Genomic DNA, 20,258 nt, shown 5'->3' on the forward strand with positions numbered 1-20,258 from the left:
GCTCACCGCGGGCGGGCGACGAACACCAGCAGGGGTGCCGCGCGCCGCCCCTCTCGCACCTGTCGCGCTCGCGCGGTCAGGGCCTCCAACTCGTCGACGCGATGACCGACGACGTCGGCGATGTCCTGCGCCTGGTGGGCGAGTTCGCGGGCCTGCATCAGCGCCCTGTGGTTGTCGCGGTGGTCGAGGTGGATCTCGGCGCCGCCGATGTCGTCGAGGAGTTCGCCGACGACCTCGTCCCGCACGGGCTTGGCGTGCCCCAGCCCGCCGAGGTGCCGCTCGCAGTCGACCAGGTCCTTCAGGTCGGCGATCCGGATGAGCAGGTCGCCGACACCCTCGGGGTCCTGGCGGTAGAGGTCGGCGAGGCCGTGGATCTGCTCGCGGGCGGCGGCGGCGCCGTCGAGCACGATCGCACCCTTGTGGCAGTGGCGAAGTGTGGGCAGGTAGTCCATGTCGTCCTTCCGATCGAGAGGGGGCTCCTCCCCCTTTCTGGTTCTATTCTATATGCATTGCCGGTGATGTCCACATTTTCGGCGAATTTTTCTTTCAGGGGTCTAAGTTTTCCGCTGGCTGCGTTCCTTCTGCGCTCGTACGGCCGCACGCGCGGCCTTGCGCGCCTCATCGGCCGCTTCCGGGTGCTCCTCTACTCGCTGTCGGCGTCTGGCGGCTTCCTCGTACCAGTCGTCCCAGAAGCGCCCGCGTACCCGCTGCTCCTCCTCCTTGGCCTCCTCCTGTTCCCTCCGGCGTCCTGCGCGCGGGTTCGTGCCGCAGCCACGGCAGGAGGCAGCAGGGCGTCCTCGGTGCTTCGTGCAGCCTCTCGGCGGCTCCCCTCGCTCGGCAGCGGAGCCGTCTGGCGGAGCGGACGAGGGCTCCCCTGCGGCGTCAGCCGTGGGGGTAGGGGGGAAAGGAAGGACAGAGGAAGAACCAGGAAAGGAAGGGGTTCCACCACTGGAACCCAGTGGGTTCCTCCCGTGAAACTCACCGGGTTCCACCGGTGGAACCCGGCTGTCCTGCCCGTCTGGGTTACCCCCGTGGAACCCTGCCTCTTCGCCTGGGTTCCCCGCGTGGAACCCAGCCTCGACCTGCGACGATTCGGCCTTCTCTCGGCGAGCGGTCTCGCGGTCATCGACGTCTTGATATGTCATCGCAGGCTTTGCGGGAGCCGACCGCGTGACTCCGGAGCGGGCCTTGTTGGGGTTCTTCGGAGCAGCCTTGCGGGCCTCCAGTCGCTCCTTGAGCTCCGGCGTGGTCGGCGTGGGCGGTACCCCGAGAGGGAAGATCCGGTAGACCGCCGACCGTCCCGCCTTGCCGACCTCCACGCGTTCGACAAGCCCTTTGGCTATCAGCTCCGTGACGATGGTGATGGCGCGTTTGTCGGTCACACCGACCCAGGCCGCGAGGCGGGTGAGGCCGGGGCGCGCGAGTCGCGTCTCATCGTCAGCACTGTCCGCGATCTTCATGAGGGCGAGTTTCTGGCTCTGGCTGAGCACGTCGGGCGGCAAGTAAGCCGCAGCGATCATCAGTTGGATGGACACGGTTCCCCTTGGGCGGTACAGGCACGGCGGCAGGACGGGATGCCCCGCCCGGTCGCTCCCAGGCGGGGCTGAGACTCATCGGAGTCGGGTCAGGCCGGCGCGATGTTGATGACCGCGGGCGTCTTCTTGCCGGTCTTCCGCCGAGGGATCGCCAGTCCTGCGTCCTTGAGGTTCTTGACCATGCGGTTGACGTCCGGCGTCATCGGGACCGGAATTCCGGCGACCTCATGCAGGTCGACCATCGCCTCCACGTCGTCCTTCTCCTCGTCGTTGCCTCCGCGCCAGGACAGCTTGTTGGGGCCATAGGTCCCCTCGGGGGATTGGTCGAGCTTCTTGCGCGCGAACTTCTTGACCCTGTCGCCCTCGCTGGCGAGTTCGTGTCCCTTCACGTAGTCAATGAGCGCCTGTTCGCGGTCGGCGTCGTTGCGGATGAGCGCGGTCTGCTCAGGCACGCCCGGAGCTGTCCCGGGCCAGCACAGGGAGCGGAACGGGCAGTAATCGCAGATGGCGTCCAGACCGGGGCCGTTGAAATCGCGGGGCATCTCTTCGGGGCTGCCGGTCTCACGCACACGTTCCACCCACCACTGAGCCTCCGCCGCGCGCTGCGGGTCGAAGTCGATCTCTTGGACGTGCTCCGCGCCGGAGTCCCGGTTGATGAACCGGAAGCGAATACGGCCGATGTCCAGTGGCCCCAGGCGGGACAGGTACCGCTGGCCGGGAACGTCCTCGAACCCGACCTCGAACAGTGCGCCCGCGTACAGCTGGACCTGCCGCAGCTCGGCGGCCGTGGCACCGTAGCGAAGAACGCGGTCCCAAAGGTATGTGGACTTGGTCTTCACGTCCTCCACGGTGAGGACGTCGGCGGGTATCGCTGGCCTGTGACGAGCGGGCAGACGGGCGGCGGTCGCCGCGTCAAGCTGTACGACGTCGACATGCCCTCGGATCAGGTTGTCCTGGACGCTGCGTTCCACCAGCCATCTGTACTCCGTGCGCGCGGACTCAAGCAGCCCGTGGTGAATGAACGTTCCGAGGATCGCCGCTCGCTTGTCGGGGTGATCGGTCGGTGTGATGCCGTGCAGGATGTAGGCAGCGCGTCGGCCGCACACGGTGTCGGACGCGCCGAGCTGGGTCTGACGAGAGCGGGGACGGCGGGCGTCCACATCGTGTGCGGCATCCCAGATGGAAGGTGCGATGCCGTCAACGGTGGCTACGGACATGGGGGAGTTCTCCAAGAGGTCAGCGTGGGCGGTCACTGCTCGGCGTCCGCGTCCTGCTCGTCGGCCTTGCGCTGGGCGGCGGCACGGAGCTTGTCGGCGTCGGACAGTGGGCCCTCCCCCATCTCCCGCCGGGGGCTGTCGAGTTCGGCGGCACGCTGCTCGGCGGCGGCCCGGATGGTGAGGATCTCGTCGTGGCTCAGGCGGTTCACCGGGTCTGGGACGGCCCGCCACAGCGCCTCCAGGAGCTTCTTGTCCGTCAGGCCGGCGATACGGGCGAGCCAGGGCTGTACGAGATCGCCGACAAGCACGGGCATGATGCGCGGCTGGGACTCGACGGAGCAGCCCAGCTTGTTGAAGACCAGGTCCTCGATGCTGAAGTCCCGCAGCGGCAGCGGCTTGTTCCGCTCGACGCGCATCCGCAGCGAGCGGACCTTGATGACCTGCGGGTCGGTGTTGCGCTTCATGCGCACCCAGCACGACGAGTCGAAGCCGAGGTCTTTCTGAGCCGAGACCTTCCACTCGCTCTTGTTCTGGATCGGCTGGCCGTTGTCGTCCGTGGCGCTGACCTGCTTGCCGCGGGCCAGCACGATGGCGATGCCGGGCAGCGTGCGCAGCAGGTAGACGATCCTGCTCCACCGCTCCGTAGCGTCGTTCCACAGATTCCGGCCGATGTCGAACGCGGCGTCCGGGTCCTCCTGGAGCAGGGCGCGGTTCTTGCGCGTCCGCCGACCGCGTTCGTAGGTCCAGTTGGTGAGCATCCGCCACAGCGCGGATCCCGAGTCGATGGTCAGGACGACCGGGGGCTCTCCGGCTGCAGCCGCACGCCTGGCCTCGGCATGCACGGCCTCAACCTGTTCGAGAATGTCTCGGTAGGTTCCGTCGTGCTCGATGATCAGATAGTTGGCGCCCTCGATGGCCGCGTACTCGTCGGCCGATCCCTCGTCGAGGTCGATCCAGTACATCTGGCCGATGCGGTCGCTGCTGGAGAACTGCGCGGCTGAGTAGGTCTTGCCCGCACCCTCCTCGCCCTCGATGAGGAGGAGAGGCCAGGGGACGATCCCCGTCGGCTTGCGTGTTTTCAGTTGGACTGCGGGCGGCGTTGCGGTGCCCGCCGGTGCATTCACGATCTGGCTCCAAGAGGTCGTGGTCAGTCCGTGCGCAGAGCCCGGACTTCGAAGAGGGCTGCCCACTCCGGGTGTTCGGCCAGCAGGAGCCGTACGTACCGGGAGCGGTAGTCGTTGTTCAGCGCGAACTCGTCGCCTCGGGTCGCCGCGCCGTACTGGTAGCGCAGGAGCTCGAAGAGCATCCCGATGCCGATGCGGCCGAACCCCTTCTCCGCGCAGTCGGCGGTCATCCGGATCAGCGCCCTGAGAACCCAGGGGTTGAGCGCGTGGAACGCCTCGAATCGCTGCTGGATGGTCAGGCTGCCGACATCGGCGGGGTGGCGAACGGGCTGGATGGTGCCGAACAACGGCGGCTGTTCGATCAGCAAGGCTCCCCCCCTCAGATATAGACCTAACACTCTGAAGTGTTGGAATCTATCTCTGGACAGGAGAATTGTCGATCGACAACACCGCCGACCACCCTCCGGCGGCCCCCTGGATCGCTGCACGATCCCCCCTTTGACGAACGAAGCACACTCCCTTGAGCGCGCTCCCATTCTATGTGCATTAAGGGGTTAGATCAAGACATGTAAGCCTCTGACCTGCGGCTATTCGGCGGTCCTGTTCGCCGCCCTACCTCGCGGCACGATCCTGGATCCGGGCCCGTCATAGCTGCCGTCACGCAGGGCCGACAAGACTTCCTCATCGGCCACCCAGTCCACTCCACGCGCACCCGCCTGTAGCGCGGGGGCGTCTGCAACGACCGGCTCCAGGAGCCAGATCGGTGATCCGGACAGGTTGTAGTCGGCGGGCCGGAACCGGCCCGTACTGATGGCCTTCCGCAGGAGCGCGCCGGACGGAAGCCGGAACAGAGTCACCAACTCGGCCTGACCTACCAGCGGGGGAAGTTGCTCAACCTCCCTCACCCAGTAGCCCGGGTCCTGCTCCTTGGTCAGCCGCTCAAGCTCCGTCTGATTGAGGCGCTTCGGGCGCGGGGTCGTCTCTCCGAAGCCCTTCACGAACCGGAGGAGCCAGTAAGGCGATCCGCTGATGATCTTGGCATAGCGGTAGTCGAGGGTGTGGTCCCTGCTGATCCACTGGCTGACCTGGAGCCGCTTCACGTCGTACAGCGCGGCGAACTCAGCTCCGCCGGCCAGATACGGCTTCCTTCCCGCCGGCGCCTTGTCCTCTGCCACTCCATCGCCTCCAGCTCACGTCACGTCTGCATATAGATTGTAACCAACGGGGAAGCAGAGTCCGACCTCGCCGAAGAGGCGATAGGGTGGAGTCTCCAAGAGGTCGAAGACCCCCGTCGCGAGGCGGGGGTCTTCTTCCATTTCCATGCTGGACTCTCGGCCGCTCGACGTCATCACATCTGATCGTGGGTCAGGTACGCGGCAGAGTGAGCGTCGTGTTCTCGTACTTCGGCGGACGGGCGTAGCCGAGCAGCCAGCCGAACCGAGGCGACAGATGCTCCTCGGCGAGCCGGAAGACGCCGTAGTAGGAGAAGGTGGCGACCGGGGTCAGGATTCCCGTGACGGCCGTCGCGTCGAGATCGAGTCCGTGGCGGAGGGCCACCGCGACGAGCCAGCCGACCGCGGCCGGAGCTCCCGTGCGCAGCAGCGAGACGTAGAGGTTCATGGGATGTGTGCTCCTTGGGCTGGTCAGCGGGATCAGGCGAAGAGTCGGCGCCAGGTCTCCGGCCCGGGGTAGCCGTCGGCGTCGGATCCGGTCCACTTCTGGGCGTGCTGGAAGTCGACGACGTTGAGGCGGTCCGCCTCACCCCAGTCGCGGGACGGGCCGACGCGGTAGTGCTTGCCGTAGCCCTTGCGCACGAGCTGCTGGCCCAGCAGGAGAATCGAGACGTTCGACTTGCCGGGCCCGAAGGCGCTTCGGCCGGGGAACGCCGACGGGCCCGGCTTGGGCGCCGTCGACGTCGTGGTCGGCCACTTCGGCATCGGGCCCGGGTCCGTGTGGGTGTTCTCGGGCGTCTGGCCGTGGCCGTAGTGCCCGCCCTCCGTCTCCCAGATGTGCTCGCTCCGGTTCGCCTTCCAGGTGGGGGCGCCCATCGGCCAGACATCCGGCACCCCCCAACTCCGCGCCCAGGCCAGGATCTTGTCGAGTCCCTTGGCCGGGGTGTCCCGGACGGTCGCGTACGACTTCCCGTTCACGCGGCAGTACGGGAAGAACAGCGTCTCGACTTGGAGACACACCTTCCCGGTACGGTTGGTCCGGGTGCCGCTGGCCAGGTCGACGACCGACTTGGACCGGCTGTTCGCCGGATAGAACTGGGCGGTCCTGCCCGTGAAGGGATCCCAGAGCAGATGCGGCGCGACTCCCTTGCCGCCGCCCGTGAAGTACTGCACGAGCTTGTCGAACGGCACAAGATCGGCAGGCTTGGCCGCCGTGGCGTTCTTGTCCCACGTGATGTGCCAAATGACGCGTGGGTCGTACTGCATGTCGGTGGGTGCGGTGTCGCTGAGCGGATGCCGCTCAGCTCCAGGAAGCCAGAGATCAGGCATGGCGCGTTCCTTGTTCTCCCCCGCGCCTGCTGTTCCGAGCCTACAGTCCGAGCTTGCCGGTCACGATCGCGACGATCACGCCCACCACGACCGGGGCCACAAGGGCGGTAAGAGCCAACCGCCGTACACCGCGGGCCTCTTGGCGCTCCGTCTCGCGCTCGCGCCGCATCTGGGCAACGTCGTCCTCGACGGCTTTGATCCGTACCTCGTCAGTCCGCCGGTCGGCGTCGTACTGGATCTTCGTCACCATCTCGGCGAGCCGCGCGCTGAAGGCAGCAAAGTCGGCACGCAGGTCGTCGCGCATCTGCTGCATGGCCCGCAGCAGTTCCCACGGCGTGGGGTCCTGTCCCGGCGGCGCGGTCACGGCGCTCCCTTCGGCAAGCCCCGCGCCGCTGAAGATCAGTCTATGAGACGCGGGGCAGGCCCGGACCGGCCGCGCTGTTTCGTGGGGACAGCCCTCAAGCTGCCCCCCCCAGGTCCTCGACCCATATTTGCCACCGGGCAATAGGACTCGGCCCTTTCAGGGCCCGCGTGATCACCGAGTCGATCGCGCAGCGGGACGCCGCCATGCCGGCCAGCGACTCCGCGGCGCGACCTCTGCGTAATCGCTCAGCCGCCTCCGATGCTTTCAAGGTCCGCATCCTCCTGAGAGATTCGGGACTGGCGCTCCCCTTCAGGTACCAGCACTGTTGCGCTCCAGCCGTGATGCCGACGCTCGTAGGCGGTCAGACTGTGCTCAGCCAGGATGACCTGGAAAGTCCACGTCGCCGACTCGAACAGCTCCAGCACATGCCGTTGCGCCGCGGGGTGCAGGAAAACGAATGGTTCATCCAACACAAGGATTGTTGGCTCCGCCCGCGCTTGCAGTTCCGCAAAGACAGCTAGCGCGTAGAACCACACGGCTACCTGTCCAAGCTCTTTCCCTCCGATCACCCCTTCCCGATATGAAACCTTGACATCATCCCCGTAGAAGGCGACCTCAGACATCACATCAGGCAGCAGGGCAGGCATGTTGACGATTACCGTTCGTGCGGTCCACCGATCGACTCCGAGGAATTTGGCAATTCCTTGGATCGAGGGCGACTTCAGAGGGAAAAAACGCTCCTTGTAGGCCTCGGGCCCGAACGATAGAACCCTATACGGGCGAGGAGGCAGAGCCACCCGTCGGTCATCAACCCGGTACTCCAGCCACCGACCCCGGACATCCACCAGCGCCTTCCGGAGTTCCGGATCGAACCACGTGATGGCGCACGACAGATCCACCGGAAAATCCATCAGCAAATGTGGCGAACTGAGCGATCGAAGAAGGTGCAAAAGTTTCGTCTTGCCTGAATTATTCATTCCGAAGAGGAGGTTCAGCCTTGAAAGCCGCAGCATGCCGGGCATCAGGATGTAGTGGCTGACAACCTCCAGGGTTTGGACCCAGCCGAAGGGCTGGGATTGCCCGCCCTGCTCCAGGCGAGTTCGGTGTTCATGCAGGTCCTTCCAGCTCCGGAGTAGTGATCCGGAAAATGCGTCACCTGAGTTCGCATCGACTAAGCGGCCGCAGGACGCACATAGCCAAATCCCATTCGAGATGTGGGATCGCTCTGCGTCCGACAGACCGCCGGGCCCCCGGGGCCCTCGTTCCGCAGCGGCAAAGATGTGAGCGGCTGTGCCCGTATCGGTGACATCTTCCGAGCCGATGCCCGGCCCGATTGTGAGCGCCCCGCATCTCGGGTTCGAGCACCGAAATGCCGCGCGCTGGGCTAGGAGCCGTCGGGTCTTATCGTTGAAGTCGGCCTGTCCACGACCGCTGCCCATCGTTGGCACCGAACAATCCTCCTCGTTTGCAACTCCTCGGCACCTACGTGCGGACCGAACGGGTCGGACTGGCCAGCCGAATCCCCGCTCGCTCGTTGGCGCCGACTCACCATCCATAGGAGGCATTTTTCAACCAGTGATGCCTACCGAAGCAGTGGAAGGCTGGAACGGGACGTGATCCGGTTCGGTTAGTTTCCCTTTCCTCCGTTTTTCTGCCGAGATTTCACCACGAAGGACCCGAAGGAGAAGGCGACGTGAAGCGTCATGCATCAGGCCTAGGATAATACTGAACTCTCGACTTGGCGGAGTTGTGAAGCTAATAGGAAATGCGCCCGGCATGAATTCATTGCCATGGAGTCGCCCCTTGTGCACAGTCAGAGAACGGCGACCGTAAGCGGACGAAATATTTCCTGCAATTTCCGTCCCTACAGCGAGTTTAAGCGTCTCGCGGAATGCGGCGGCAATCTCCTTGTTTTTATCCACGGAGAATATTTCTAGCGAGACAGCTTCGATTGCAGAGGTGAAAGCTACGAGGCTCATACTAGGGTGCTGTTCTTCTATGCGTTGCCCTTCCATGTACATAGATACAGCGGCATGAACTTTCTTGCTCTTACCCACCACATGCCATGCCCCCTGAACCCACGAAGGAAGCGACACCTTTCTGTCGTGCTCGCCGACTCCCGCATTCTTTTCTGGGATGGCGTCCCCAAAGATCCCCGGGATCTCATCTGGGATCTCCAGCTGCTCAATCTCCAACGGCACCGGCAGCTGTCGGATTCCGACGCACACACCCCAGGCTACGGAAAGGATACCGGCCAATTTACTTAGTTCCGTCGAAGCCAGTTCACGCGCCTTCCACCAGTCGTGCGCCTCACTCTTACTGCGCACCACAATGAGGTTGGATTCCGATGCGGTGAATCTTCCCAGTAGCCCTGGGCAAGGATGCGCTTCGCGAAGTCGTTTTCCGGATGGGGTGATCCGCAGGGATGACACTTTTCCAGAATGATCGAGAAGGATAGATTCACCTCCAGCCGGAAAGCTCGGAGTTTGGCCAATTATAGCCGCCCATGGAAATTGGTGACGCGCCCTCCCCATGTCGACCTTAGCCTTCTCCGCAATTTCCTTCCAAATGGCCACTTCCCTATCGTTCGGACTATCCGAGTTCCCCGCAAGCATAAATTCTGGATTTTTGTCGGATTGCAAATCGACGATGAGTCGCGCATCCATAGCCGCATCACTCGCGGTCAATTCTGCTTCAATTCGCTGGAGCTCATTGCGTCCTTCTGCGCGCAAGTTCACGCATCCGCCGAATACCTCCTCAGCAGTTCGTGAAAGTTGACTGAGCCACTGCTCGCCCTTTTCGCTCCAGTTGAACGATGAAAATTCCAATGAAATTATCCAACGATACTCCACGGCTCTCCTGATTTGCACTCATTTTCTCGAACTGGGCGATTGCGCTTCATAGGCATGGTGGACCGCCGAGATCAACTACTTCGGAGGGACCCCCTACATATGCAGTGTGATGGAAACGAAGGCTCACTGCACCGGGTTTGTGATGACCCCTCCAGTCCCCCCTTGCTGCACCGTCCGACTATGGCCCCGACTACAGGTGTGCTCGGGGTATAACCGCGATGGTCTAAGTGATGTCCCGCAAAGTCTTCCCCGAGACCCGGAGAGTCGTCCGGGCTGAGCTTTCTGCCATGATCGCCTGCCGGTGAGAGGAGCTGTGATGGCCAAGCGACCTGACCCGGTGCAGATCATCGCGAGAGTGGGGACGGGCTCCTCCGCAGAACAGCCCGAGCGAGCGATTCAGAGGTGCATGTATCTCGCCGCAAAGGCGGGTTGGGATGTCTGCCTCGTCGGTGAGGCTTCCGTCGACCTAGACACCGGCGAGTGCCGGATCGTCGAGGTAGAGGGCCTGCGATACCTGATGCGTCAAGGCCGAAGGATGCACCTTCCTTGAGCGACAGTTACCGAACCGAGGCAGCGCGCTGTCCGACGCTGTAGGTAAATGATCAACTTACGTGATCGACTGGCCGATGTAGTCGTCGGCGGAGCCGCAGTCCTCCACCAGGAGATACGCGGTATTGCTGCTACTGGCGGTGACGGTCCATGTCTGGGCGACTGCGCCCTGAGCGCCGGTCCAGCACAGTGCGGCGGTGATGTCGCTTCCTGTGGTGTTGGTCAGGATGGTCTGGACGGAGACGGCTGCGTTCCCTGAGGAGCCTTGCAGATTGTTGATCCGGATCTGGTCCTTGTAGATGGTTCCCGACACCGTGTTTTTCCGGATCCGGTACAGCGCGTAACTGTCGTTCGCCGCGCTGTGGAGCGCCCAGATGGAGACCCGGTAAGCGCGGCCGGCCTTGAACGTGATGCTGCCGGTGGTGATGACGGCTGTCTCCGTGCCGGAGAAGGTGACGTTCGCGGTGAGCGTTCGCTGCGCGACGAATCCCCGTCCCTGGGTTCTTCCGTTGATGCTGAGGTCGCCGTCGAGGGCGAATCCGCTGGAGGTGAGTGTGGCGGTGGACCGGGCCAAGCCGGGCGGGGCGTCCCGGACGTGCAGCTCGATGGATGAACCGGCAGCGACGGTGTCGGCCCCGTAGCCGTTGATGTAGGCCACTCCGTTGCCGCTCACCTCGTTGGCGTACAGGTTGAAGACCGAGCCCGCATAGCCGGGGACGTGCCCTTGCAGGAACAGGCCCGTTTCCTGCGCCGATCCGTTCACCGTGGGGGCGCTGAGTGAGACGCTGGGGACTTCGTAGGTGACGGAGTTTTCTGAGCCGTAGGCGATGGCGGTGTTGAGTTCTGCCGGGGCCGACTCGTTGGCGCTGCCGGAGTAGAACTCGATCGATCCCGTCTCCGGGTTCGTGTTTCCGGGGCTGATGACCACGCGCTGTCCGGTCGCGGCAGTTCGCAGTACGCCTCCTGTGATGACGGCGCCCTTGATCGTCTTGCCGTTGATGGCATCTGCGTCCAGCATGCTGGCCTTGATCACGCCTGCGGTGAGCAGGGCGAGCCGGGCGGAGTTCACGTCCAGGTGGCCGCCGGTGATAGTCGCGAACTTGATCTCCCGGCCGGTGAGCGTCTGGGCGACGACCTTTTCGGCAACGATCGAGTCGGCTGCGAGTTCGGGCGTGCCGATCGATCCGGCGAGGATGAGGCCGGCGATGACGACGGTGCGGATCTCCGCGTTGTCGAAGTAGACCTGGCCTGCGGTGGATTGATAGGTCTCCAGCCACACGGTGGCGTTGACGGTGTTCGCAGGGGCCCGGACCTGGCCGCTGATGCGCGTCCAGGCGGTGGCCGGGGTGGAGGGTGTCTGGATGACACCGAAGCCGAGGGTGGCCCCGGTGCTGTCGAGCCAGCGCAGGTAGAACTTGGCGGCCGAGCCGGTCCAGTCGGCGGACGTCTTGTAGTCGACCGCCAGGAAGAACCGTTCTCCCGGCAGGGCGGGCAGAGTCATTACCCGCAGGCTGCGGGTCGTCTGCTGCGGTGCGGCGGCGTTCACGCGCAGGCAGCGGGCGGAGGTGTTGCCGGGGCTGCTGGTGGACCAGTCACTGTTGTCTTCGATCAGGCTGTCGGTGTACGGGCCTTCGAAGCTGGCGTCGGGGAGCAGGTTGCCGGTGCCGATGGCCATGCGGTCGGCGTCGACCGCGCCCACGGCGATCTTGTTGCGGGTCACGGCGGCGTCGGCGAGGGCGAGTTCGTCCACGATGCCGTCCAAGACCTCTTCGGCCACGACCGCCGCGGGGCCGACGGGTCCGGTCTGCTCGGACGGTGCGGAGGCGGTACCGGAGGTCGAGCGGGCGACCAGCCGGACGTACAGCGGCTGGCCAGCCGGGACGAGCACGGTGCCGCCCTGGGGTGATTCCAGGGTGGCCCGCAGCGTCGCCGGGGTGGGTTCGAAGCTGGTCACGGCGGCGGTGTGGATCTCCAGGCGTGCCCAGTCCAGCGGCACGGCTGCGGCGTCGGTGAACACGCCGGCCCAGCTCACGGCGATCCCCCCGAGGACCGGGGCCACCATCGGGGCCACCGGGGTGGGCGGAGGGGGGCCGTTGACGGCGATGACGCCGCTGGTCCCGTCGGGCTGCTGGCCGACGATCGCTCGCAGTGAGCCGTCCTCGTCGAAGACTTCGACCGCCCCGTTCTCGATGGACGAGTACGCCAGGCGGGCGGTGCGGGTCGTGCGCGCCAGCTGCCGTTCCAGGACGGCGACGCGGGCGGCCAGGCGGGCGATGTCGCTGCTCATGTGGTGCCTCCGCCGTAGGTGAAGCGGTCTGCGCGCTGGAGTTGGATGACGGCCTGCTCGGGGGCTTCGCCGGTAGCGGGCCGGATCTGCCAGCCGACGATGCGGCACCAGGCGTCGACGTCGGTCCACTGGTCGTGGACGCGGACCCGTACGTCGTCGCCGGTCTGCCAGGACCCGTAGCGCGCCGCGGGGTGGTCGCGGACGGTGATCTCGGTGACCTCGCCGATGACCTGGCGGGAGACTCGTTCCTGGCGGGCGCGGGCGGCCAGCCGGTCGTTCGCCTTCTCCCCCGGTACGTCGAGGAGGTGTTCCAGGCGCAGCCGTCCGTCGCGTACGGCGTCGACGGCGCGGCGTCGGTTGCGGCCTTCGCCGGCGCCGAGGGCGATGACGACCTGGGCGAGGTTGTCGGCGTCGTATTCGACGGGGACGGCCTTGACGATGTTGACGCCGGATTCGAAGTGGATGTCGGTGCGACGGCGGCCGAGGCGGGGCCAGCCGATCCGGATGCGGCCCTGGGGGGTGCCGTTGTGCCAGGCGGCTTCCTCGGTCCACTCGGGGCCGCCTTCGACGGCGGCCATGTCCGCGACGACGTCGCCGAGTGAAGGGGTGTCCCACCAGTCGATCCGGTAGGGGTCCGCCGGGGTACCGACGGTGACCTTGGAGGTGGTGTCGTCGACCTGGATGCCGAGCCGGCCGTCGGGTGTCTCCTGGCAGTACGCCCACACGTCGCGGATGACCTCGCAGGGGTCGGCGTTGGTGTAGGGGCCGCGTGCGTTGAGCTGGCCGTGGACGTCGTAGCGCCGGTAGGGGTAGGAACCCCAGCCGGATGCCTCGATGTTCAGTTGCTGGCCTTCGGGGTCGGCTCGCCAGATGAGGCCGCCCCACAGCAGGCGCCCGTCACGCTCGGCGTAGATCTTGGTGTTGCCGGGGTCGAGCTGGGAGCGGACGAGGTGGGCCAGGCGCGGTTCGACCGCGCCGGTGAGGCTTCCGGTCGCGGACAGTGCGGGGCCGAACTCGACTCCGGTCAGCGGCAGGTCCCAGGCCAGGACCTTGTCGGTGAGGGCGTCGGTGGTGAGATAGCGGTACGACGGCGAGGCCATCGGGCGCGTTCCTTCTTCTCCCCCGCGCCGTGGTCTGGTGCTGCCGGTGTCGTGTCAGAGGAGACCTTCGGTGAACTCCACGTCGGCGATCAGGGACGTCGCCGCGTCCACGCCGAGGTTGCCCCACTCGGCTTTGGACGGCTGGGTGCGTATGTACAGGTCCTGGGTGGTGCCACGCAGGGCAGCGGAGAGCGGGATAGTGTCGGCGAGGACGACGGTGTTGCGGCGGATGTTGGCGCCCTGATCGTCGTCGATGGCCGTGGTCTGCCCGTAGTCGGTGCCCAGGGCGGTCTGCATGTTGGCGAAGACGTCGGCCTCCGACAGGCGCAGGCCCGCCAGGGTCACCACCAGTTTTGCGCCCGTCGCCCAGCTCGGGACGGGGACCTTCCAGCGGGCTGCGGCCGGCCAGTTGTACCACTGGCCGCTCTGCGCGACCAGGCGGCTGAGCGAGCCCGGGTAGGCGGTGTGGAGGGTCCGTTCACGGCGCGGGTTCGCGATCTGCCGCAGGTCGGTGATCATGGCGCTGGTGACCGTGGCCGTGTTCGCCGGCAGATCGAGTCGGGCGAGCGGGATCGCCGTCATACCGGCCGGGACGGTCTTCGTGGTGGCGGAGACGCCGGACACGACGTGGAAGTAGCCGATCTCATCGGCGGCCGGGTTCCGGTTGCCTTCGTACTCGGGGTCCTCCACCCGCAGGCACAGGAAGTCGGAGCGGGCCGAAGCGCCGGTGGGGGCAATCGACACGGAGGCGTCGCCCACGTTGTACTGGGTGTAGCTGCCCTGGCCCCAGGCGGCGCCCCGTACGACGGCCGAGCCGTCGCCGACGCGGACACCGGCACCCGGGGTCGCCCACTGGCTGACCTTCAGGTCGTTCCCTTCGGTCACGCCCTGGTTCCCGGACGCGAGGTCGCGGATCATCATCCGGAAAGCCCGCGCGGGATGGGTACCGCCATGGGTCAGCATCGGCGGCTGTATCAAAGCCATCAGAGGGTGCTCTCCTTTACAGGGCGGTGTGGGCGTCGCGCCACGACACCGTGAGGCGGGTGGAGTTGGTGTAGTCCGCTCCGGTCCACCGCAGTTCGCTCCTGCCTGGCGGGATCTGGAACAGGTCGAGTCGGGATACGGAGGACAGGGCGTTGGCGGCGTTGCCGCCGTTGCGCAGGACCCACCGTGTTCCGGGTCGCGTGTCGATCTGGAGGATGTCGCTCTCGCCGAGCGTCAAAGACAGCTCCAGGACACGACCCGTCTCGGTGATCCAGATACGCGGGTTCACCACCGGGCCCTTTATCTTCAAGGAGGGCCAGGCGGGCAGGTCACCGGCGTTGGCGATCCAGCCGGGACGCTCCACCGGATTCGCGACGCCCGTCGTGATCGGCGCCGTCACGGGAGCGGTGAACCCTCCTTGGTCATCGTCGAGCGCGAGCGGCAGGATGACCTGCTGCTCAGGCTCTCCGTGCCACACCGGGTCGGTCACCTCGAAGACCAGGGACACGGGGATCCACCCGAAGACGGCCCGCGCCATGGACACGGCTTCGACGCCACGAACCCTTCCCAGGACTCGTTTGGGGCCGTCGCGGCCCGGCCAGAACACGCGCAGCGTCTGCAACGCTCCGGCCGTCTTGCGGGTTTCCGGGTCGGACGCAGCTTGTTTCAGCTCAGCGAGGGCGTCCGCCGCAGCCCCGGGATCGCCCGGCGTGCGGATGCCGGCCTCGATCGTCACCGTCTGGGTGCCGTAATAGTCCACGCCGGGGAAGGCGCCGTCCTCGGTGGTCAACTCGACATCTTGGGAACGGACTTGGGGCGTGCCGAAGCCGGTGATGTCACCGACGGGGTAGCGCGTTCCGGGGCCCAGGAGGACTCCCGCGAAGTCGACCTGCCACTCCTGCGTGATCGCGGCCATCAGATGCGGCCTCCTCGCTGGGCGTTGCGCAGCCGCCGCATGATCTCCGTGCCCACGCGGTCGGCTGACGTGGCGTCGGCACCGCCGTTGACGGTCACGGGCATGGATCCGACGAGCGCAGCGGGCCGCTCTTCTCGGACGACGACGACTTGGACCGGGGCGGGCCTGGCGTCGACGAGTCGTACGAGGCCGCTGTCGCCCGCGGGGGTGAGCTGGTAGCCGAACCTGTTCGCCACGTCCGCCAGGACGGCCGTCGCCGATCGCCGCTTGTTCACGCCGAGCGGCAGGTATGCCTCTCCTCCGGTGGAGGGCTCGGCGAAGCGGATGATCCCGTTGTTGGTGGCATACAGGCCGGTACGGATGCCACCGTCCTCGTAAGCGAGTTGCTTGTTGGCCTTGTCCAGGTCGGACAGGAAGCGCGTGGCCTTCTTCCCCAGCGCATCCTTGATACGGGTCCGGCCGAGCGTGGCGATCTCGATGATTCGGTCCTCGCCGAGCTCTGTCTTCTCGGCGACATGGTGGATACCGGTCTTGCTGGAGGTGATCGCGGAGATGATCGCCACGAGGTCCGGAAGGTCATCGTCCGGGATGGCCTTCGAGGCGGCCTTGGCCTGACTGTTGGCCTTCTTGGCCTTGCTCGGAGACTTGGCGGCTTCGACGGCGAGGTCCTCCGCGTCCTTGTCTCCCCGCTCGGCGAGCATCGTCGCCAAGTCGCCGTGGCCCATGGCCGCGAGCTTGGAGAGGTTCTCCTCGAACGCGGCCTGGTCCTTGATGGCCTGCTTGAGCTGGGTGGTGTAGTCGGACAGCGTGGCTCGCGCGACCACGCCCAGCTTCTCCAGGTCCTTGGTCATCTCCGTGACGTACTTGGAGCTGCCGGTGGCCATCTTGTGGGTAAGTTCCACGCCGTCCTCGCCCATGTCCTCCAGGGCGTCGGCGACATCCTGACCAGCGCGCCGGGCGACGGTGGCCAGGTCCTTGCGCCACCGCTGGGCGTTCTTCACCGCCTTGTCGAGGTTCTTCTCGAAGAGCTTGAGGTCGAAGACCTCGGTCTCCTTGCCGCCCTTCTTCACCGTCCGCATGGAGTCCGCGCGAACCGACGAGATCGAGACCAGCTCTGTCGAGCCGGAGGAGTTATAGGACCAGCCGGTCAGCCCTCCGTTGGCGTACCAGTCAACGCTCTTGCCACCGAGGCGACGGACGACCTCCTCGGTGATCGCCCGTGACCGGGTGCGCTTGTTGTGGGCGAGCGGTATGTACGCCTCGGGGCCCGCGGCCTCTTCGGCCCACACCCGCCACGTTCCCTGCCGCGCGACCTGCGCGACATGGTTCTCGCGCTCACGGACACCTCCGCCGGCGTAGAACTCGAGCACGGAGCCGTTGGCCTGCTTGCTCGGGGCCTGGATGGAGTCGGGGACACCGTTGCCGTCGCGGTCCCAGGACGTGGCCTGCCGTTTGAGCAGGAGAGGGATGACCACGGGCGGCGGCTGGTTCGTGGACACGCTGACGGTGATCGACTTGGTGCCGGGGATGTTCTGGACCGACAGCCCGATGGCGTCGAGCTGCGCCTTGACCGCGGCGATGTCGCCGGAGAGCAGGGCGGACGTCAACGCTGCGGCGGCGTCGGTGCCCTTGGTGTTCGCGACTTGCCGGATGAGGTCCAAGGCCCCGGACCATTCGGCGTTCGCGTCCTTTCCCGCCTTGGAGAACGCGGCCACGACCTTCGACAGGTCCGGGGCGTCGATCGGTACGTCCGCTCCCCAGATGCTCTTCAGGGTGTCCATGGCTCGTTCGGTGTCGCCCGAGAGAAGGGCGTCCTGGAAGGCTCCGGCGGCGTCCTTCCCCTTCCTCTTGGCGACCTCCGCGAGGAGGTCCATGCCTCGGTCGAACTCGCCGCGCGCGTCGCCCACGGACTTCTTCACGGCCTTGCGCAGATCGATCAGGGCCATCTGCTCGGTGACCTTCTGGAAGGCGGCCGGGTCGTTGCGCTCGGACGCCTTGGCCCAGGCGCGGCCTATCTCCTTGCCGTACTTCTCGGTGATCTCAGCGGTCTTCTGCAGGCCGAGCCGGTACGCCTCCGTCGACCGTTCCGCGTCCTCGGTCACGATGTCGCGCAGTTCGTCGGCGACCTTCGTCTTGCCCTTCTTCAGCTGTCCGACGAGTTCGTTGAGCATCGGTGCGGCATCCACGCCGAGTTCCGCGAAGTGGTCGGCCAGGTCGTCGTAGCCAAACACCGCGAGTTCGGACAGGTTGCCCTGGAAGTCGCGTTGGGCCTGGAGCTGCTTGTGCAGCTCCTTCATGTAGTCGGACAGCTTGACCTTGGCGGTGTCGGCATCCTTCCCGGCTTTGCGCATCGCCTCGGCCGCGGCGGTCTGTGCGTCTCTGAACGCTCGGGACGGGTCGACGGCGTCACCGACGGCCTCGGCGAGTGCCTTCATCTCGTCGGTGATCTCGGGCGCACCGGTGCGGTCGATGTCCGCGAGGGAGAACAAGTCGAAGATGCCGCCGCTGGTCTTGGCCTGCTGCTTGATCTTCGCCTCGACGATCGCCTTCTGCTGGGCGATCTCGGCTTCCTTCTTGACCGCCTCGGACCACATCTTGTGGCGGTCTTCGAGGGTCTTCTCCGCTTTGGAGTACTGGGTGATGCTCTCGTAAACGCCGGGTGCATCGCCGGACTTCGCCTTACGCGAGTACTCGTAGGAGTCCTGCTGAAGACGGCTCTGGAGGATGGCGAGCTTGGCCCCGCCGGAGGTGATCGCGTCGATCGCCTCGGTGGTGCCGATGCCGACCTTCTCCAGGTCCTTCAGCGCGCCGTCGGCGGTGAGCTGGTCGTACAGCTTGTTGATGCTGGCACCGGTCGTCGCCTCCTCGCGCTCCTGCTGCAAGGCTTGGACCAGTTCGTTGGTCGCGTCCTTCGCCTTCTGTTTGGAGGCGCTGTAGGCGGCGTATCCGGCGATGCCAAGGGTGAGGACAGCGGCCAGGCCGGTGACCGCGAGGCTGGTACCCGCCAGCACGGCGGGCATCACGGCCCCGCCCGCCTGAGCGGCGGCCAGGGCGGTCCGGAACGCGGCGATCTGTACGGTGACCTTCGTGTAGGCAGCCCGGAGGAGCAGCAGTCCCACGATGGACGCGGTGACCATCGTGAGGACGGACTTCATCGGTCCAGGGAGGTCCTCGATGCTGCCGACGACGGTGTGGACGACAGACCCGACAGCCTTAAGCGCCGGCAGCAGGGCTCGGCCGACGTCGATGGCGAGCGCACGGGCCTGGTTGGAGGCCAGCTTCCACTGGCCAGTGACTGTGTCGGTCTGGAGGGCGTACGCCTTCTGCGTGGCTTCGGCACGCGCCACTTCGCTGGCGATGCCCGCGTAGGTGTTGGCGTAGTTCTCTCCCCCGGCGGAGGCCAAGGCAAGGGCGGCACGTGTGGCGCGGATGTCCTTCCACATGTTCGAGATGCCCTCGGCGGTGTTGCCCGCCGCCCCGTTGAGCTTGTTCACGACCACGTACAGGCCGTCCTGTTCGACGGCGGAGGCAGCCGATTCGTAACCGAGGTCCTTGATGGCCTGCTTGAGGTCCTGCGTCGGCTTCATGACGCGGGTGAGGAGCATGTTCAGGGCCGTCACGGCCTCGGCCGCGGGGATGCCGGTCAGCGTGATCGCGGCGAGCGCGGCGCTCATGTCGTCGAACTCGATGCCGGCCGCTGCCGCCATCGGTACGACGTCGCCGAGTTGCTGAGCGAGTTCCTCGAAGGAGATGACGCCGTAGTTGACGGTCTGGAACATCACGTCCATGACGTCGCTGGCGTCGGACGCCGACATGCCGTACGCGTTCAGCACCCCGAGGACAGCGCGGGCAGAAGTCTCCGTCGTGGTCAAGCCAGCCGAAGCGCCCCGAGCCGCGACCTGGAGGATCTCCATGGCGTCCGCGCCATCGAAGCCCGACGAGACGATCTGGTAGAGGCCATCGGCGAGCTGGTCGGCTGTCTGCGGCAGCTCGGTGGACAGCTCGACGATCTGATCGGTGAAGGCTCCGACGTTCTCGGAGGTGATCTGCTGGGAGATCGTCAGCACGTTGGCCATCGCCCGCTCCAGCGAGATCGCCTGAGCCACGCCGACACCAAGAGCGGCGCCGATGAGCAGGCCGTTCTTTGCGGTCCGCGCAGCCTGGGCGCTCCGCGCAGCAGCCAACTGTGCTTCAGCCCGCGCGACTTGCTGCGCCTGTCGCTGCGCGTTGCGCGCGGCAGTGGTCTGCACCTCGTCCCGCATCCGCACTGCGGACACGGCACGGGCGTCGGCCGAAGCCGCGAGACCAGTGGCGCGCGTCGCCGTGGCCTGGGCCGCAGACGCACGCCGTTGGGCTTCGGCGTGCTCCTGGGCGGCGCGGGCGGCGGCCGTCTCAGCCGCAGCAGCGGTACGTGCGGCGGCTGCGGCCCCTGCGCCCGCCGTGGCCTGGGCGCGGGCGTTCATCGTCTGCGCCAGGGCCTGCGCCCGTGCCGCTCGTTCTCTCGTCGCCGCCACCGCAGCCTGTTCCGCTGCCGTACGGCGGGCCGCTGTCGCTGCCACCGCCTGCGCACGGCCAGCGCGTTCCTGGAGCATGGTGGTCCGCTGCACGGCCTGAGCCACCTGCGCCTGGGAGCGAACCATTTGCGCGGACGCGGCCACTTGGGCACGGGCCAGGTTGTCGCCGGCCACACGTACCTGGTTCAGCCGGGCGACCGTTCCGTCCAACTGCCCGTCAAATGCCCGGAGTTGGGTGGCTCCCTGTCGCAGACCGGTGGACAGCCCACCGGTTGACGCGAGCAGGTTGACGTACAAGGTGTAGGCACCAGCCAC

Annotated in this window: 16 protein-coding genes; all 16 read right to left on the reverse strand. The window is 66.3% G+C overall.

What is annotated here, in order from left to right; genetic code table 11:
* Positions 1–2: 2 nt before the first annotated feature.
* A complete protein-coding gene (locus CW359_RS04315; protein WP_105968391.1) occupies positions 3–452 on the reverse strand; it encodes a hypothetical protein in 450 nt (149 codons plus the stop codon).
* A 102-nt stretch (positions 453–554) separates the two neighbouring features.
* On the reverse strand, positions 555–1,535 hold the full coding sequence (locus CW359_RS45130; RefSeq protein WP_157968481.1) for a helix-turn-helix domain-containing protein: 981 nt from the start codon (positions 1,533–1,535) through the stop codon (positions 555–557).
* Between the two features lie 89 nt (positions 1,536–1,624).
* Positions 1,625–2,752 (reverse strand): PD-(D/E)XK nuclease family protein, encoded by a 1,128-nt coding sequence (locus CW359_RS04320; RefSeq protein ID WP_232838216.1) that lies wholly within the window; start codon positions 2,750–2,752, stop codon positions 1,625–1,627.
* Between the two features lie 32 nt (positions 2,753–2,784).
* Positions 2,785–3,876 carry an AAA family ATPase gene (locus CW359_RS04325; RefSeq protein ID WP_157968482.1) on the reverse strand — a complete coding sequence of 364 codons (1,092 nt, stop codon included), beginning with the start codon at positions 3,874–3,876 and terminating at the stop codon, positions 2,785–2,787.
* A 23-nt stretch (positions 3,877–3,899) separates the two neighbouring features.
* Positions 3,900–4,244 carry a hypothetical protein gene (locus CW359_RS04330; RefSeq protein WP_232838217.1) on the reverse strand — a complete coding sequence of 115 codons (345 nt, stop codon included), beginning with the start codon at positions 4,242–4,244 and terminating at the stop codon, positions 3,900–3,902.
* Between the two features lie 219 nt (positions 4,245–4,463).
* The gene (locus tag CW359_RS04335) at positions 4,464–5,051 is read right to left on the reverse strand and encodes a hypothetical protein (RefSeq protein ID WP_105968394.1); all 588 of its coding nucleotides are present in this window, start codon (positions 5,049–5,051) and stop codon (positions 4,464–4,466) included.
* Positions 5,052–5,241: 190 nt separating this feature from the next.
* Positions 5,242–5,496, reverse strand: coding sequence for a hypothetical protein (locus tag CW359_RS04340; RefSeq protein ID WP_105968395.1), 255 nt, complete (start codon positions 5,494–5,496; stop codon positions 5,242–5,244).
* Positions 5,497–5,528: 32 nt separating this feature from the next.
* A complete protein-coding gene (locus tag CW359_RS04345; protein WP_105968396.1) occupies positions 5,529–6,377 on the reverse strand; it encodes a peptidoglycan-binding protein in 849 nt (282 codons plus the stop codon).
* A 40-nt stretch (positions 6,378–6,417) separates the two neighbouring features.
* Positions 6,418–6,741: a hypothetical protein gene (locus CW359_RS04350; RefSeq protein WP_105968397.1), complete on the reverse strand. Its 324-nt coding sequence runs from the start codon at positions 6,739–6,741 to the stop codon at positions 6,418–6,420.
* Between the two features lie 245 nt (positions 6,742–6,986).
* A complete protein-coding gene (locus CW359_RS45135) occupies positions 6,987–7,763 on the reverse strand; it encodes an AAA family ATPase (RefSeq protein WP_157968483.1) in 777 nt (258 codons plus the stop codon).
* 546 nt (positions 7,764–8,309) lie between these two features.
* Positions 8,310–9,593 carry a hypothetical protein gene (locus CW359_RS45140; RefSeq protein WP_157968484.1) on the reverse strand — a complete coding sequence of 428 codons (1,284 nt, stop codon included), beginning with the start codon at positions 9,591–9,593 and terminating at the stop codon, positions 8,310–8,312.
* Positions 9,594–10,200: 607 nt separating this feature from the next.
* Positions 10,201–12,429, reverse strand: coding sequence for a hypothetical protein (locus CW359_RS04365; protein ID WP_105968400.1), 2,229 nt, complete (start codon positions 12,427–12,429; stop codon positions 10,201–10,203).
* Entirely contained in the window at positions 12,426–13,529 is a 1,104-nt protein-coding gene (locus CW359_RS04370; protein ID WP_105968401.1) for a hypothetical protein, read from the reverse strand. Before CW359_RS04370 ends, CW359_RS04365 begins: the two co-directional genes overlap by 4 nt.
* 54 nt (positions 13,530–13,583) lie before the next feature.
* Positions 13,584–14,513, reverse strand: coding sequence for a hypothetical protein (locus tag CW359_RS04375; protein WP_157968485.1), 930 nt, complete (start codon positions 14,511–14,513; stop codon positions 13,584–13,586).
* A gap of 16 nt (positions 14,514–14,529) precedes the next feature.
* Complete coding sequence (locus CW359_RS04380) at positions 14,530–15,429, reverse strand: phage distal tail protein (protein ID WP_105968403.1); 900 nt, start codon at positions 15,427–15,429, stop codon at positions 14,530–14,532.
* Entirely contained in the window at positions 15,429–20,258 is a 4,830-nt protein-coding gene (locus CW359_RS04385) for a phage tail tape measure protein (protein WP_157968486.1), read from the reverse strand. Before CW359_RS04385 ends, CW359_RS04380 begins: the two co-directional genes overlap by 1 nt.

The sequence above is a fragment of the Streptomyces geranii genome, from assembly GCF_002954775.1.
In the GTDB taxonomy this organism is placed as follows: domain Bacteria; phylum Actinomycetota; class Actinomycetes; order Streptomycetales; family Streptomycetaceae; genus Streptomyces; species Streptomyces geranii.

Excerpts from the sequence above, each read along its gene's own strand:
- CW359_RS04315 (WP_105968391.1), bottom strand. The coding sequence starts at position 452 with ATGGACTACCTGCCCACACTTCGCCACTGCCACAAGGGTGCGATCGTG.
- CW359_RS04370 (WP_105968401.1), bottom strand. The coding sequence starts at position 13,529 with ATGGCCTCGCCGTCGTACCGCTATCTCACCACCGACGCCCTCACCGAC.
- CW359_RS04375 (WP_157968485.1), bottom strand. The coding sequence starts at position 14,513 with ATGGCTTTGATACAGCCGCCGATGCTGACCCATGGCGGTACCCATCCC.
- CW359_RS04340 (WP_105968395.1), bottom strand. The coding sequence starts at position 5,496 with ATGAACCTCTACGTCTCGCTGCTGCGCACGGGAGCTCCGGCCGCGGTC.
- CW359_RS04320 (WP_232838216.1), bottom strand. The coding sequence starts at position 2,752 with ATGTCCGTAGCCACCGTTGACGGCATCGCACCTTCCATCTGGGATGCC.
- CW359_RS45135 (WP_157968483.1), bottom strand. The coding sequence starts at position 7,763 with ATGCCCGGCATGCTGCGGCTTTCAAGGCTGAACCTCCTCTTCGGAATG.
- CW359_RS04345 (WP_105968396.1), bottom strand. The coding sequence starts at position 6,377 with ATGCCTGATCTCTGGCTTCCTGGAGCTGAGCGGCATCCGCTCAGCGAC.
- CW359_RS04365 (WP_105968400.1), bottom strand. The coding sequence starts at position 12,429 with ATGAGCAGCGACATCGCCCGCCTGGCCGCCCGCGTCGCCGTCCTGGAA.
- CW359_RS04380 (WP_105968403.1), bottom strand. The coding sequence starts at position 15,429 with ATGGCCGCGATCACGCAGGAGTGGCAGGTCGACTTCGCGGGAGTCCTC.